At 39.3% G+C, this 17,187-nt stretch carries 8 protein-coding genes; 3 read left to right on the forward strand and 5 right to left on the reverse strand.

Going from position 1 to position 17,187, the window contains the following annotated elements:
- Positions 1-5 precede the first annotated feature (5 nt).
- Positions 6-1,451, forward strand: a complete 1,446-nt coding sequence (locus ED557_02715) for a hypothetical protein (protein ID RNC85702.1) — start codon at positions 6-8, stop codon at positions 1,449-1,451.
- Positions 1,452-1,513: 62 nt separating this feature from the next.
- Here ED557_02715 and ED557_02720 read toward each other — a convergent pair whose 3' ends face one another.
- Genes ED557_02720 through ED557_02740 form a run of 5 tightly spaced genes read right to left on the reverse strand, consistent with a single transcriptional unit; the run spans position 1,514 to position 5,100 of the window.
- Complete coding sequence (locus ED557_02720) at positions 1,514-1,969, reverse strand: EVE domain-containing protein (GenBank protein RNC85703.1); 456 nt, start codon at positions 1,967-1,969, stop codon at positions 1,514-1,516.
- Between the two features lie 7 nt (positions 1,970-1,976).
- Positions 1,977-2,990: a dTDP-glucose 4,6-dehydratase gene (gene rfbB, locus ED557_02725; protein ID RNC85704.1), complete on the reverse strand. Its 1,014-nt coding sequence runs from the start codon at positions 2,988-2,990 to the stop codon at positions 1,977-1,979.
- Entirely contained in the window at positions 2,987-3,535 is a 549-nt protein-coding gene (gene rfbC / locus ED557_02730; protein ID RNC85705.1) for a dTDP-4-dehydrorhamnose 3,5-epimerase, read from the reverse strand. The genes rfbB and rfbC overlap by 4 nt, the downstream gene beginning before the upstream one ends.
- A gap of 3 nt (positions 3,536-3,538) precedes the next feature.
- Entirely contained in the window at positions 3,539-4,396 is an 858-nt protein-coding gene (gene rfbD / locus ED557_02735; protein ID RNC85706.1) for a dTDP-4-dehydrorhamnose reductase, read from the reverse strand.
- Positions 4,393-5,100 carry a spore coat protein gene (locus tag ED557_02740; GenBank protein RNC85707.1) on the reverse strand — a complete coding sequence of 236 codons (708 nt, stop codon included), beginning with the start codon at positions 5,098-5,100 and terminating at the stop codon, positions 4,393-4,395. The genes rfbD and ED557_02740 overlap by 4 nt, the downstream gene beginning before the upstream one ends.
- 213 nt (positions 5,101-5,313) lie before the next feature.
- Here ED557_02740 and ED557_02745 point away from each other — a divergent pair, with 213 nt between their 5' ends.
- Both ED557_02745 and ED557_02750 read left to right on the forward strand, forming a co-directional pair.
- The gene (locus ED557_02745; GenBank protein ID RNC85708.1) at positions 5,314-8,952 is read left to right on the forward strand and encodes a T9SS C-terminal target domain-containing protein; all 3,639 of its coding nucleotides are present in this window, start codon (positions 5,314-5,316) and stop codon (positions 8,950-8,952) included.
- A 117-nt stretch (positions 8,953-9,069) separates the two neighbouring features.
- Entirely contained in the window at positions 9,070-17,139 is an 8,070-nt protein-coding gene (locus ED557_02750) for a DUF2341 domain-containing protein (protein RNC85709.1), read from the forward strand.
- The last annotated feature ends 48 nt before the right edge of the window (positions 17,140-17,187 follow it).

Below are 17,187 nucleotides of genomic sequence, written 5' to 3' on the forward strand. Positions count from 1 at the left end.
CAATAATGAAGATTACAAAAGCATTTTTCCCCTTACTTCTTATAGTCTCTTTTTCCATCCTTATCTATTGTTTTCCTGAACCCTTTGGCGGTTTATTTCGATTAGGTTTAGCTGGATTGGCTCTTGGTGTTATTGGGGGATTTTGGATGACTGGAGCTTTCCTTTGGAAGAAAAAACTATTCTCAAAAATAGTAGCATCTCTGCTTTTCCTATTTAGTGGCCTGATTTTGGTTCTTACCATTTTAATAACCATCGACTATAGATCTTTAATACCCATAACTCCAATTGCCCCATTAAGTGCTTCAGAATGGAATGAAGACTTGAATTATCTGAAAGAAACAATAGGAACGCACCCATCTTATTTACCAGAAATTAATACGGAATTAGAAAAAGCATTTTCAGTTTTTGAAGCTAACCTGACTAATACGAGCAGAGATGAAAAGCTATTACAGCTTACTTCTATGGTTGGATTATTGGAGGATGGACACTCATTCATTTTCCCATTTCAAGCATTTAATCAATCTGCTTACCTGCCCCTTTATGGATACTACTTTGGCGACGGGTATTTCGTTCTCGATGCTTTTAGTAAATACGATGATCTGATTGGAAAAAGAATCATCGAAATAGAAGGCATAGGAATTGAAAAATTGTTCGAAGAAATTAGCGAATCTACTGGCCCTGAAAATATTTGGAACGCCAAATATCGCTTTAACTTTTTCATAAATAACGTGAACCTTCTTTCTTCCCTTGGTATTCTTGATCAAGAAAAGAAAGAGGTAAAAGTAACCTACCTGGAAAACGAACACCCTGTTTCCATTTTGATAAAGCCTGAACCTTTTTTCACTTGGGGATTCTGGACGCTAAAACCTACCGATATACGCACACCCGCTTTTACTCAAATGAGAAGATCAAATTTTAAGCTTCATGCTAATGAGTTTATAGAAGTAGAGCTTAATTTGATTGAAGACATAGATTCGGATAACACGATTAAGAGCTTAAGTCATACCATTGACACCCTCCTTTCGTCTTCTAATCCAAAGGGGTTAATTATCGACCTGAGGAATACTTTAGGAGGAAATAATACTTTGTATGAACCACTTATAGATGTAATAACGAGACATCCGGAAATAAATCAAGAAACGCGGCTTTTTGTGCTTACTAGCAGAACTACATTTTCTGCGGCTATTAACTTTCTCGATGATTTAATTTATAACACCAACTGCACTGTTGTTGGAGAACCCCCTGGAGCAGGGGCCAATCATTCTGGGGATGCGGAGTTTCATATTCTGCCCAACTCAGGTATTTATTATATGATGTCTACAAAAAAATGGACTGGCAACAACCCCTCAGATTCGTTGAAAACTATCTATCCAGAAGTAATGATTAACTATTTGAGCACTCATTATAAAAATGGTATTGACCCCTGGATGAATGCAATAAATACCCTTTAGGAATGATTTATAACATTATCCGAAACCATTAAGAGCAGATTAGTTCTAAACTGATTTTAGAATTATCTCATCCCAACAATTACATCCCACTCTTCCTCAGTAACGTGGGTAATCGAAAGCCTGCCAATCCTGAACATTTCCATTGAATCCAAAGCAGGATTAGCTTTAAGCTCATCTCTTCCAATAGGGGTGTCAAACTTTTGAACAAACTTCATATCTACATTTACCCACCGCGGATCACTCTCTGAACTCTTTTCATCAAAATATTTTGAATCCTTATCGAACTGAAGCGCATCAGGGTATGGCTCACTACATACTTCCATAATTCCAACAATGGCCGGGGGCTTCTGGTTTGAGTGATAAAAGAAAGCAAGATCTCCTACCTCCATTTCATCTCTCATAAAATTTCTGGCCGCATAATTTCTTACTCCATCCCAAGGAGTTACACTGTCTTGCTCTAATTCGTCAATGCTGTAATTTTCCGGCTCTGATTTACACAACCAATATTTTCTACTCATTTTTCTGCTATTTCTTTATTGATTCCTGATACTTGTCCAGATACCACAAAATGGTTTCTCGCAGCATTCCATCAAAATAACCAGAGGGTTCCCAATCGAGTTCTTTTTTAATTTTTGAGGCGTCAATAGCATATCTAAAATCATGGCCCAAACGATCAGTAACAAAATTGATCAGGTTTTTATAATCACCTTTCGGTCCCTTTCCTAGTTCACTATTGAGTAGTTCACAGATTTTCTCAACGAGGTCAAGATTTTTCCATTCATTATTGCCCCCCACATTATAAGTCTCTCCTGCTTTACCCTTCAGAAAAGCTGTTTCTAATGCTCTGCAATGATCCTTGACAAACAACCAATCTCGTACATTTTGCCCTTTTCCATAAACGGGAATTGGGTTGTGTTGCACAGCATTACGAATTACAGTAGGAATGAGCTTTTCATCGTGCTGATGGGGACCGTAGTTATTAGAACAATTAGTGGTTACCACATTCATCTTATATGTCTGATAGTAAGATCTTACGATCATATCACTTCCTGCTTTTGAAGCAGAATAAGGAGAATTAGGTGCATAAGGAGTGGTTTCTGTAAAAAGCCCATCATCTTCCAGCTCCCCATAAACCTCATCAGTAGAAACATGAAGAAAACGATTATTCTTCCAAGAGTCTTCGCCAGTTCCCCAAAGTTGTCTACACTCTTCAAGGATATTAAAAGTTCCCACTACATTTGAGAGAATGAAAGGCTCCGGACCTGCTATAGAATTATCAACATGTGACTCAGCTGCCAAGTGAATAACTCCATCGGGCTGGAAAGTCTTAACTACATCTTGAACTGCTTTTCTGTCTACTAAATCAATCTTTTTAAAATGATACCTCTCAGAGTCTTTTAATGGGTCAAGGAATCCCCTATCAGAGGCATAGGTTAATTTATCAATATTGTAGATATGCCAGTCCTTATTCTTCTCAAAAAGGTAGAGAATAAGATTTGAACCAATAAAACCTGCACCACCTGTAACGATGATTTTCATAAGAATAAGTCTTCTTCTTTTAGGGATGAAAAAAGTGGCTGACGCCGATCCTTATCTGAAAGAATTGGTCTAGATATATCCCAGTTAATACGGATCAAGGGGTCGTCCCAACGAATGCCTCTCTCAGAGTCTTTGTCATAATAGTCGGTACACTTGTAATGCACAATAGCTTCATCAGATAAAACAGAAAAACCATGAGCAAAACCTTCAGGTATATAAATTTGTCTATGATTTTTTTCGCTGATCTTAACGGCAACATAGTTTCCAAAAGTTTTGGAAGCTCTTCTTACATCAACAGCAACATCCAGTACTTCCCCTTTAATACATTGCACTAATTTTCCTTGCGGTTTTTCTAGCTGATAATGTAATCCCCTAACTGTTCCTTTATAGGATTTTGAAATATTATCCTGAACAAAATTCATCTCAATACCATGCTCTAGTAAAACTTGTTTACGGAAGGACTCTAAAAAATATCCTCGATCATCCTCATATACCTGCGGTTCAATAATCTTGACCTCAGGTATTCTAGCACTGGTGATTTTCATCGATTAGATTGTGTTTAATAGTTCTTTTAAGCCTTGCTGCCAACTAATGATTTCAATGCCGGGAATGGTACTAATTTTTTTAGTACTTAGTTTAGAAAAAAAAGGGCGACTGGCCTTAGTAACGTACTCTTTTGAAGAAACAGGTAGTAATTCTACCTTCATTTTTTTTAGTCTGAAAATCTCGTTGGCCACCTCGAACCAGTTCGTGATTCCAGACGAGCTTAAATGGAAGTAACCCTTACAGTTTTGTTCTAAAAGTGAAAATGTATTCGTAACAACGTTCTTCGTAAATGTAGGAGCTCCGAATTGGTCATTAACAACTTTCAATGTATCTCTTTCTTCACCAAGCCTGAGCATTGTCTTTACAAAATTATTCCCATATTCACCGCAAAGCCATGAGACTCTAAGGATCAAATACTCACAATCTGACTTTCGTATTATTTCTTCGCCCCCTTGTTTTGAAAGACCATACACGTTTTTTGGAGAGGTCTCGTGTTCTTCAGAATAGCCTTCAGGGGTGCTCTCTTTATCCTCGTGGGAACCATTAAATACATAATCGGTGGAGTAATGAACCAGCTTTATATTCTTTAGCTTACAAGTGTTTGAAATCTCTTTTAGAGCATACGCATTCACTTTGAAAGCGAGATCCTTTTCCTCCTCTGCTTTATCAACATTTGTATATGCTGCACAATTTATGAAAGCTGATGGCTTATCTTTTTCAACTATACTTCTTAGCTCTGAAATATTTGTTATATCTAATTCTTCAGAACAATAAGCCTGGAAATCAATCCCTTTTTTCTCACAAAAAATGACCCACTCCTTACCGAGTTGACCACATGCCCCTGTGATTAAAAGTTTCATCGATTTCCTAACGCTAATTCGTTTGCAAGTTTATATGAACTCGGAGTTCCTGCATCGGTCCACCAGCCTTTAAGTACAGAACTAGTCATCTCCCCTTTTTGGATATAGAAATTATTCACATCTGTTATTTCGAGTTCACCTCTTCCTGAAGGTTTTAGGATTTTAATGCAATCAAATACCTTTGAGTCGTAAAAATAAATCCCTGTTACAGCAAAATTAGATTTAGGGAATTCTGGTTTCTCTTCAATAGATACCACTTTTTCCCCATTCAACTCTGCTACTCCATATCTCTGTGGATCGTGCACTTCCTGGATAAGAATTTGGGCGCCTGAACCGGAATAATTTTGCGCAGCTGATTCCAATGATTGTTGAAATATATTATCTCCCAGAATCACTATCACCGAATCAGAGCCAACAAAATTCTCAGCTAAACCCAGAGCCTGGGCAATACCTCCAGCTTCGTCTTGTACTTTATAAGTGAATCTACAGCCGAAGTCCTTCCCTGACCCTAGTAAGTTTACAACATCTCCCATATGATCAGTACCGGTAACAATCAGTATTTCCTCTATACCAACTTGAATAAGTTTTTCAATAGGATGATAGATCATTGGTTTATCACCAACTGGTAGCAGATGTTTATTTGTCACCTTTGTTAATGGATAAAGCCTGGATCCGGTTCCCCCGGCAAGTACAACTCCTTTCATAAATCTTTTTCGTTGGTTAGCCTAACAGTTCAAGAAATTAAAACTACTCTTAATTTGAATTAATTTGAAGTATTTTTAAAACCACTTGAGTTGGATTATTAGAATTAGTGGCCTCTAATAATTAAAGACTTTTAATATTGAGCCGTTAGAAATATTTCATAGTGCTGTTGATGCCTATACTTGCTTATTGGATGTACGTAATTTTGGCGTGCAATGAAATTTTCTCTATTCAGTTTTTTTCTAATCTTAGTTTTCATTGCTCCTACCAATTCTTTGATAGCTCAAACAGCGCTATGGACAGGAGCTGTGGATTCATCCTGGCATAACGCCGATAATTGGAGCACAAATGAAGTTCCAGGTTCTTCATCAAAGGTTGTTTTAAAAGGAAATACTACTCCCTATCCTGTAATTACTACTAATGTAACGGTTGAATCGATAGAAATAAACCAATGGTACAGCAATCCCGGTGATAAAATCAAAATCAGGAATAACGCAACACTCTCGATAAGTGATGATCTAAGAATAAATTCGGCGGGGAGCATAGAAGTCATAAATGGCCACGTTGAAATGACCGGGAGCTCAGATAATAGTCCGTCATTTACGATGAACTCAGTTAATACAGAGATTAATATTACAGAGGGAAGCTTTACCATTGGTTCAGAATCTCAAGAAATCAAAACAGAAATTGTAGGCAAATTCAACGTGGGCAATGGTTCCTTAACGGTTAACGGAGAATTCTCTATTTCTAGTGGAGACACAATCAATGCGCAGAGCGGAACAGTCATAATAAACGGTAATGCTACGATAAATGGTGTTTATAATGGTGATGATGCAGAAACTAGTTTTTATGGTTCAGTAGATGTTAAATCAGGAGGAGTTATAAATCTTAATACGGGAACCATAGATTTTTATGAAGATACCTATATTGGAAACTCGGGAAACGTCAACTTTGGATACGGACTAGTAAATATAATGTCAGATGTATCTGTAAGTGCAGGAGGATACTTTAATGTAGAAGATGCAGTAGTGAACATAGTAGGAGATGCTGATTTTAATGCTAATGGTCATCTGACCATTAATACAGGCACTATTAATATCGATGGAAGTGCTAGTCTTACTAATGGAGGAAGTTTTGAGCTTAATGAGGGTGATCTTAAAATTGGAGGAGATGCTTCTTTTACCTCAGGAGGGAAAGTTGACGCCGGGACTGCAACAATCACATTAGAAGGAGACTTTAACATACAAAACAGTAATAACTTTGATGCCAATAATAGTACGGTAGTTTTTAGTGGTGATTCGACTCAAACTATAAACTCCGACTCAGATATCACTTTCTATAATGTGGAGGTAGATTCGGGATCTGTACTAAGCACAGATGGTGATGATGAAAATACCATTATCATTGAAGGTTATTTACTTATTGATGAAGAGGCAAATGTAACTATCGAAGAAGACGATCAGCTTGATGTTTTAGGGGAAATAAGTGGCGGTGGAAATGAAAACATCAGCAGCTCTTCCCCTTATGCTATGTCAGCAAGTGCCCCCTCTCTAAATTCTGTACTTATCACTTTCAGTAAAGGCATGGAACAATCATCTGTAGAAAATACTGGGAATTATGACATAGATGGAGGAATAACCATACTAAGTGCTTCTTTAGATGTTAGTGGTGATAGTACAGAAGTAACGTTAACTGTATCAACGTTAACAGAGGATGTAGAATATCAAATTACTATGAATGACCTCTTTAGTAATGATGGTGGAGAAATTTCAGAAGACCATGCAAAAAACTTTACTAAAGTGGGGAGTACGACATTTTACAGCATTACTGATGGTAATTGGGATTCTAATAGCACCTGGTCAACAACAGGACATTCTGGAATTGCAGCCTCTTCTAACCCAGGAAATACAACTGATGCTACCATTGTGATTGGTAACGGACATACTGTTACTTTGGTTAGTAGTGCTAATTTAGAGGATCAGATGTCAGTTACTGTTTCAGGCGCAACGTTTTCTATCGAGACTGGTGGAGTATTGACAATGGGGTCAGAAACGATAACTGGATCAGGCACCTTCCAGGTTATCGATGGCACTGTTGAGATTGGCTCAACTGAAGGGATTAATTCTTCCGGAGATTCTGGAAATATTCAGACCACAACCCGAATATTTAGCAATTCCGGCTCTTATTCATACAATGGATATACCTCTCAAATTGTAGGAAATGGCCTTCCATCGGAGGTTGAAAATCTGATCATAGATAATGCTGATGGAGTTTACCTCAATGCAGACCTTGAAGTTAAAGGCACTCTCTCATTGACAAATGGATCCTTCACCATTGAGTATGGAACTAACCTAATAGCTAATTCAAAGACTATTACTTCAGGCGATTTAATTATGAGGCATCAGATTACAGGCTCTAACGGATCTAGATTACTTTCTTCTCCCATTGCTTCTGATTATGATGATTTCCTTGATAGTATTGTTACTCAGGGATATTCGGGCGCTTTTTATAGCACAGGCTCAAATCCTGGCGATACTCTTATGCCAAATGTGCTTTATTATGATGAAAGTTATCCTGGAACCGATAATCAAAGATGGAGAGCCCCTGAAAGTGCATCTACTGACTTAACTGAAGGAAGAGGACTATTTACCTACATTTTCGGAGATATATCTGCAGACAGTAGATACAATAACACCTTTCCAATTACACTGGAAGTACAAGGTCAAGAACATGAAGGCCCCATTGATTTTAATGTTACCTATACCACAACCGCTGATTCGGGTTGGAATTTAGTTGGTAATCCATATGCCGCAACTATAGACTGGGATGACGCCAATTGGACCAAAACAAATATTGATGCAACTATATATATATGGGATTATGCTACCAGTGAATACAAAACATGGAACGGAACTACCGGAGATTTAGGAAGTGGACTTATCGCCCCGTTTCAGGGCTTCTGGATTAAAGCCAATGATACTTCTCCATCACTAATAGTTGAAGAAGACGCTAAAAGTACCGGAGGAACTTATGTTGGAAAGGCAAACCCGGAAGAAGCTAGTTCACATCCAATGTTTTCTCTTACTCTTTCTGATGACCACTTAAAAACTTCGGCTCATTTTATGTTTTCGGAATCTGCTATGATGGGAAAAGATAAAGATGATGCATATCAGTTATTGCCCATGAGCGGTGTCGGGACATACCTTGAACTAAGCTCAATAACCTACGAAGGAAACAAATATGCCATAAATAACTTGCCACGAGATTTTGGTGTACCTATAGAAATTCCTTTATCTGTGAACGCATTCACACAAGGATTTTCAATATCCAAGGCTTTGAACTTTGAGGTTTCATCCATGGAAAATATCCCTTCAGGCTGGAGAATTTTTCTATTTGATTCTGAAACAGGTACCGAGACCGAGCTGTTTGAAAAAAGCATCTACCCTTTCAATTTTTCAGGTGCTTATGGAAAAGTAGCACCAAATTATAATACCAAGTCGAAACCGATATTAACCAGTACAGCATCAACGGACATGTCTCGGTTTTCACTCATAATTGAACCTGGTGAAGATGCTAAAGATATGCCCAGTTCTTTAGAACTTTTCCAAAACTACCCCAACCCCTTCAATCCAACAACAAACTTAGAGTTCTCATTACCTATTCAAAATGAAGTAAGTCTTACCATTTATGATATGTTAGGCAGGGAAGTAGCAACCATTCTCAATAAAGAAGAACTAAATGCAGGTACCCATACCTTCAAATGGGACGCTTCGGAATTATCTAGCGGAGTATATATCTACCGGTTGATTACACGTGAAAATGTCTACGTTAAAAAAATGACGCTGATTAAATAATCCCAATTCAGAATTATTAAAGCTCTCTAAGAGCTGTTAGAATTGACTAATGTGAAGCTTATGAGCCTTAGCATTAGCTATCTTTTGTTTTAGAAGTTCTGAAATTGAGATTACAATTTGACTGGTGTAGACAAAATACGACTGCCAAGGGTAGGTAGAATTGTTTTATTCTTATTTGCTTTATCGTTCACTGATATAGCCCTGGGACAGGTTTCTGGATACTCCAATCGCTTGAAATTCCAAGTAAATGCTTCCCAGGTTGCAGATACATCCGATATTTCCAATTTCCCAGTACTCGTTAATGTTACCAATAACGATTTAAGAACTACAGGGAATGGAGGATTTGTTGAAAATACGAATGGCTATGACATCATTTTTACGGCAGCCAATGGATCTACCATTCTCAGTCATCAGCTTGAAGAATACAACGCCGCAACCGGAGAAATAACCTTTTGGGTCCGCTTCCCTACCCTCGCAGCATTAGTTGACACTGAGTTTTATATCTATTTCGGTAATAACAGTATTGCTTCCGACCAATCAAGCACCAATGTTTGGGATTCAAATTACAAATTGGTGATGCATCTTAATGAAGCTGCGGCAGGGGGAATTAACTTTACAGATGCATCCGGAAACATCTCTTCCAGTGATATTTCTGATAATGCTACTGAACCAACGGATGGCCAAATCTCTGGAGGAAGACTTTTTAATGATCCAGGAACTGGTGACCTTATCACGATTTCCGATAACGGTGTTTCACCTCTTGATATTAGTGGGAACATTACTATTTCTGTATGGATTAATATTTCAAATGTCGATGACGGTCCTGATATTATATCGAAAGGTAGTTACTTAGATGGATATGCAATTTGGGTAAATGGTTCCGGTTTATTGCGCTTTCAAATCAATAACTCAGCATTGTCCGCTACTACAAATGCAATCAGTAATGGTTCGTGGAACTATATCGTAGCTACCAGAGCATCTAACGGTGATCGAGTTATCTATTTAAATGGAGCGGAAATAGCTAGTGATAATAATGCAGCTTCTTTTGAGGTAAATGATGATGACTTATTTCTTTCCACAGCAAGCTTCGACTATGAAGGAATTATGGACGAATTCCGGCTTTCTAATATAACAAGAGATAGTGCTTGGGTTGCGACTGAATACAACAATAAGAACTCACCTGGTACTTTTATTACTGAAATTAATGCAGAACCGATTGCCTCTGATATTGAAGGTACAAACCTGACTTACAACTCCGGAGATTCCCCAACTATTATTACTTCTGCTATTACTCTAACAGATGGAAATGATACTAATCTGCAGAGTGCTTCGATTCAAATCACTGGTAATTTTGTTGATACTCAGGATGAATTAGGGTTTGTTGATCAAAATGGAATTAGCGGTAGTTACTCTTCAGTTACAGGGATTTTGACGCTCACAGGTACTTCATCTGTAGCGAATTATCAGACGGCCTTGCAAAGTATTACTTACGAGAATACAAACCCGGACCCAACCACTGCTACAAGAACGGTAAGCTTTACGGTGAATGATGGAATCGACGATAGTAACACTGAAACTCGTGATATTACCGTCGTTAAAGTTAATATTGACCCTGTTCTTGCAAATATTGAGTCTTCGAACCTTGTCTACTTTGCAAGTAGCGGAGAGCGAACAATTACTTCAACGATCGAAGTTTCGGATTCCGACAATGCAAATTTAGATAGCGCCGTTGTTGAATTTACATTTGGTTATATATCCAGTGAAGACACCCTCAGGTTTATAGATCAAAATGGAATTACAGGCAGCTGGAATGAGAGTACAGGTAAATTAACTCTGTCAGGGAGTGCAACCTTAGCGGTATATGAAACTGCATTGCGATCAATTACCTACGAAAATGAATCGGGCTCTCCAACAATGAGTAATAGAACCATCAGCTTTAGGGTAAATGACGGGACCGATGATAGTAATACCCTTAGTCGTGATATCGAGTACCCTACTTCAATTGCGGACTTCACAAACTATAAAACAGATGTAGTATTCCATTTTGACGCCCAAGATGCCGATGGCAATGGTGACAGTGGGACCGGTCAACCTGCTGATGGAACCCTTGCAAGCTGGACAGATATAACAGGAAATATTACTACTACCGCTCCAGGTGGCGATGAACCTACTCTTGATGCAAGTTATTTCGGTGAAAGAGGTGGAATATTTTTTGATTATAATTCGGGTAATGCAGGTGACCATTATCCGCTAAGTGAGCCCAGTACTGCGCCTACCATCAATAGTGGAACGTTTACTGAAAAATCATTCGCTTTAGTATTTCGAACTACCAATAATATTGCTGGCTTACACACTATATATGAACAAGGCGGGAGTAGTCGGGGATATAATTTAACTGTCAAAGATAGTGCCGCTTATGCCTATGCATACAGTAATGCTTGGGGCGACCAAAACAAATCTATAAATCTCGGCACAGTAGAGCCTAATACTTCGTACATCATGATTGCAAGTCATGGTTCAACAGGTTCAGATGCAACCAGTTACTGGAGAGCTTCTTTAAATGGTGGAACTATTCAGGAATTGGATGGTGCAACCGATATGGCAAATCACGGAGGTGATCCAAATATTGGGGAAGAGGATGGTACCAGAGATCCAACCAGTTTTTCAAACCCTGGAGGTACTACAAGTAATTTTGATGGATTTGTGGGTGAATTTATTTCCTGGAATGACAGTCTTGTAACGTCTGACTTCACCAACATTTATGCATACCTAAGTGAAAAATGGTTTAATGTAGCTCCTGTTCTTGCTGACATTGAAGTCTCAAATCTCAGCTATAACGAAGGTGAGGGAACAGTGAACATTACCTCTGCCCTCACCATTACCGACACAGACAATACAACTCTGGACAGTGCTAAGGTTTCTATTACCTCAGGGTTTGAAAGTAGCGAAGATGTCCTGGATTACGTTACCGCACTTGGAATATCAGGGACTTACGATTCTGGCTCAGGGGTACTAACTCTTACAGGAACTACAACGGTTTCGGACTATCAGACCGCGTTGAGAAATGTTACTTACGAAAATACAGAAACAACAACCCCTTCTACTACCACAAGACAAATCAGCTTTATTGTCTATGACTGGGATGATTCAAGTGCAGAAGTAACCAGAGAAATTGATATAGCCCCAAATAATGATCTTCCCACGCTTGCTAACTTAGAAGCGGGCGTACTTGCTTTTACTGAAAATGATGGGCCAACTTCGATAACAGATCTCATCACCGTTTCAGATACCGATGATACTAATCTGGAAGGAGCAACTGTAGCCTTCACCAATAACTATTTTCTTGGTGAAGATGAACTTGCCTACTCAAATGCACTAGGAATTACCGGTTCCTTTGATGCTATGAGTGGAGTACTTACACTCACTGGATCTGCTACTCTAGCCAATTATCAAACAGCCCTTCGAAACGTTACTTATGAAAATGTAAGCTCCGATCCGGTTACAGGACTAAACCGAACCATTGAAGTAAGAGTGTTTGATGGAATAGATAGCAGTGCTACAGGTACGACACGTGATATCTCTGTTGCCAGTTCAAATACCGCCCCTACCCTTGCCAGTATTGAAAGCTCCAGTATATTCTACCAGGTTGGTGATTCAAGTATTATTTCGGAGACCATCACCCTTACCGATCCTGATGATACCGATATCGATTCGGTAACCTTTCAGATTACTGCCAATTATAATAGTGCTGAGGATACACTGACCTTCCAGCCACTTTTTGGAATTACTCCATCATGGACGGATGACACGGGAGCATTAACACTCAGAGGACCTGCTTCTAAAGCAGACTTCCAATCCGCAATACGAACGGTTCTATATCAAAATACCACTACTACTCCGTCTGATATCCAACGAACCGTTTCAATCACAGCAAATGACGGAGAGTTGGATAGTAATATCCCGACTAGGAATATTTCTTTCAGTATTCCTAAATCAGTAAATAATCTTTTACTATGGCTTAAAGGAGATGAAGGGACTTTTACTACTACCGCAGGGTCTACTCAAAGTAGTGAAGGAACGGATGTTGGAAGATGGGAAGACCAAAGCGATAATGGTCGCGATTTCACTGCTACCAATAGCGGAAATGAACCTACTTTTAGAGAATCAATAAGCGCATTAAATGATCAAAATGCTATCGAATTTCCCGGGTCTACAGGCTTTAGACTTGAAGATACAGACGCAGGGAACTACTTAAATGGCTTAAATGAGCTTACCATCTTTTTCGTAATACAATCTTATTTGGTAAATACTGACCGTGGTTTTTGGACTACCTATGAACCAAATGCTTTTGCAACAGATTCAGTATTTAGTATTCGGTATGATAGCGAAGGAGACAATGGATTAGCCGATGATGTGATCACAACAGGAATGCGTGATTTAGATGTAGCCTTTGTGCAAGAGAGTTTCGAAGACGCTCAAACTACTACTGGTCAAATCGTAATGTTAAAATGGACTTCTGAAGAGAATTATGAATTATATATCGATGGTGTATTAAGCAACCCTTCCTTTTTTCAAAATGTACCTACCGGTGCTTTAGCTAATGTTACTACAGCCATAATTGGTCAGGGAACTCAGGATTTGGCGGACAGCTGGAATGGTTTAATTGCAGAAGTCATTCTTTATGGAGAGGATATTTCCATCGAAGACCAAGAGTCGGTAGAAGACTATTTATCTATCAAGTACGGAATTGACATTCGTTCGCTTACAGCTGCAACTGGAGGTGACGCCATCTCTGCTGATGATGCGAGCATTGCTCCTTCTCCAGCCTACACAACACTTACAGGGCCTCGAGTTCAGGAGAGTTTTGAAGGGGAATTTACAAATGGTGGAACTTTTGTATTTACTGCACCTACCGGGTTTGAATGGAACGCAAGTGGAAGCCCAAGCGCAAGTGTACTACCTGCTTTTGGGGGTTCAACGGAATTGGCTATTTCGGCACCAATAGTAACGAGTACCGAAATCACTTTTACGATATCAGCGGAATCGGCATCTAACCCTGGTGAAATTACCTTTTCTAATTTCGAAGTACGACCTACCACCGGTACTCTTCCAAATACCGGGAATATTACCAATACAGGAACTACCGGGCTTGGTGGATCCACCAGCTATGGTACATTAACTATGGTAGCTGGAACTCAAATTGAGATGGAATTTGCTGAGCAACCTTCTGCTTCTAATGTAAGTTCAGCTATTTCTCCCGCTGTTCGGGTACAATTGATTGATCAGTTTGGAAACTCCGTTGAAGAAAGCCGGGTAAATATTGATATCGCACGAAATATAGTTTCCGGATCAGGAGACCTAGGAGGTACAACCACCGAGCAGACCAATGTATTTGGAATAGCTGAATTTGATGATATCAATATTGATGCAGTTGGAACTTATACACTTACTGCTTCAAGTACCGGTCTGACTGATACAACAAGTAATCAATTTGATGTAGTGGTACTTGGTCAGCTTACCCAATTCATAGTTGAGCGAGTACCTTCAGGCAACATTTCAGATAAGCTTGCCGGACAAAATTTTAACATCACGGTTGTCGCCGTTGATGGTATCCAGGATACTGTGGACACTTTTACTGGTACGGTAAGCCTGTCTTCGGATTGTACAATGGGCACAGGACAAGGAACAACAGACAGTTTTGTGGGTGGTGTATTGTCTTCAGCAACTGTTTCAATTTCTAGTTTGGGAACATGTTCTATAACAGCTACCAATACTTCCGGTTCCGAAAGCGGAACGAGTAACACTTTTGACGTTACCCCTGGAGCCCCTTCTGAAGCTACAACTACCATTTCAGCAAGTCCTACCGTTATTCTGAATGATGGCTTTTCAACTTCAACTATCACCATTCAAACAAAAGACTCGGAAGGAAATGACATTACTTCCGGAGGAGAAACCATTCTTTTAAGCGCGACGGATGGGGTATTAACTTCTGTTACTGACAATTCAGACGGAACCTATACTGCAACACTAACTTCTTCTGTAGTAGCGGGTATAGCAACCATCTCGGGTACATTGAATGCAGTAGCCATAACTGATGATGCAGAAGTAGAATTTGCTGAGTTCAATAATCTCTGGCAGTCTTCTGTGGGTTCGGTAGCAGATGCCCGAAATTGGGATTTAGCTACAAATTGGAGCTCAGGTTCTGTTCCGGTTTCTGGTGATAAAGTATTAGTTCCCGCGGTACCTGCAGTAGGTAACGAACAGCCTGTGGTTAGTACAACAAATACAACAATTGCTCAGCTTTCGGTGGAAGCTAGTGCATCGGTTACCGTTTCTGGTGGAATTGAGCTTATTATAAATGGAGAGCTTTCCGGAGATGGTGAGGTATTAGGTAGTAATACAGACTCGGTAACAATAGCAGGAAACTTAGCTATTTCAGATATGTCTGTTGGGTTCGTAAAACTAAATGGAACTATCAATCAGGATGTCACCACACCAAACGACTATGTTAATCTTGAATTGGATAACATTAATGGTGCTGACTTCACCACAGATTTAAGTGTTTCTGACACCTTGAAGCTTACAAACGGCACCCTATTTCTTCCATCAGGAACCACTTTAATTGCCAATGAAAAGCAATATGGGAATGGTGAACTGAGAATGCAGCAACGCATGTTTGGAGATATTGGATGGAGGCTCATCTCCTCTCCTATTGATACCACCTTTGGTGAATTCCTGGATGGAGTTTTAACTCAGGGATATGATGGAGCTTTTTACGACATTAATTCCAGCCCTGGAGATACGCTTCAACCAAATGTCCTTTACTATTTAGAAAGCTATGACAATAGCGGAAACGGAGCTACCGATAACCAACGCTTCCGGGCACCAACCAGCTCTTCACAGAAAGTAACCCAGGGACAGGGTATGTTTGTATTTCTATTTGGGGATATTGCTGCCGATTCTCGATATAATGATCCGTTACCGGATACATTGGATGTAAGCGGACAAGAGTTTGATGGTGATGGCACTGAGGTAGACTTTGGTGTAACCTATACCACAACCGCCGATTCAGGATGGAATCTAGTTGGTAATCCTTTCCTAGCCACTATTGATTGGGACGATGAGGCTAACTGGACGAAAACAAATATAGAATCGACTATTTATATATGGGACCCATCTGCAAACGGAGGAGATGGAGAGTATCTAACCTGGAATGGAACTACAGGTACCCTCCCAAATGGTGGACTTATTCCTCCTTTTCAGGGTTTCTGGGTTAAAGCAAATAGTGCCAGTCCGGAATTAAAAGTAAATAAATCAGCTAAAACCATTGGAGGTAGTTTCCTCAAGAAAGAGCTTCCTAAAGGTGCTGCAATCGACACTCTCTCCAAAGGAAATAATATACCTGTTCCTATCCTTGATTTAGCTGTTACTTCAGCTAGCGGGCGCCAAAAAAGAACGAACCTTATGTTTTCAGATCAAGGTTTGAGAAGCAAAGATATTCTGGATGCCTATACCCTGTCTCCACTTACGAGCTCTTTCATCGAGTTTCATACATTACTCGGAGATGGTTCTCAATTGGCAATCAATAGCCTACCGATTGATTTCAATTCACGGTTATTTATTCCGATGCATATAGCAGCTTTTGAAGATGGTGTTCCTACTTCGGAGGAACTTACAATTCTATGGGATCAATTAAGAGGTGTACCTGAGGATTGGATTCTTACTCTAATCGATAATGAAACAGGCGAAGAAATTAATATGGCAGAAGAGCAATCATATACCTTCTTCCACTCAACAAGAGCGAAAGTAGCTCCTAAAGCAAATCCATCTTCTCCAAACTTTAGCATCAGAGCTAAATCAAGTACTCAAAGTACCCGTTTTACTCTTAAAGTGAGTACGGAACTAATCGAAAGAGATGTACCAGAAGAAGTATTCCTGTCTCAAAACTATCCAAACCCTTTTAACCCTTCTACCACCATTCCATTTGGGCTAAATGAAGACAGTAATGTAGAGTTAGTAGTGTATGATATCCTTGGAAGAAAAATAAAAACCCTTGTTGATGGACCTAGAATTGCTGGTAGATATGAAATACAATTTAACTCAAGAGAGTTAGCCAGCGGTGTCTATTTTTATAGGCTAATTACCTCTAATAAGGTGTTGGTCAAGAAATTCACTTTGATAAAATAACTTAATCTTTTCTACCCGATATTAGAATGGATTAATTGGCTATATAAT

Origin of the sequence: Balneola sp., assembly GCA_003712055.1 — a bacterium.
GTDB lineage: Bacteria > Bacteroidota > Rhodothermia > Balneolales > Balneolaceae > RHLJ01.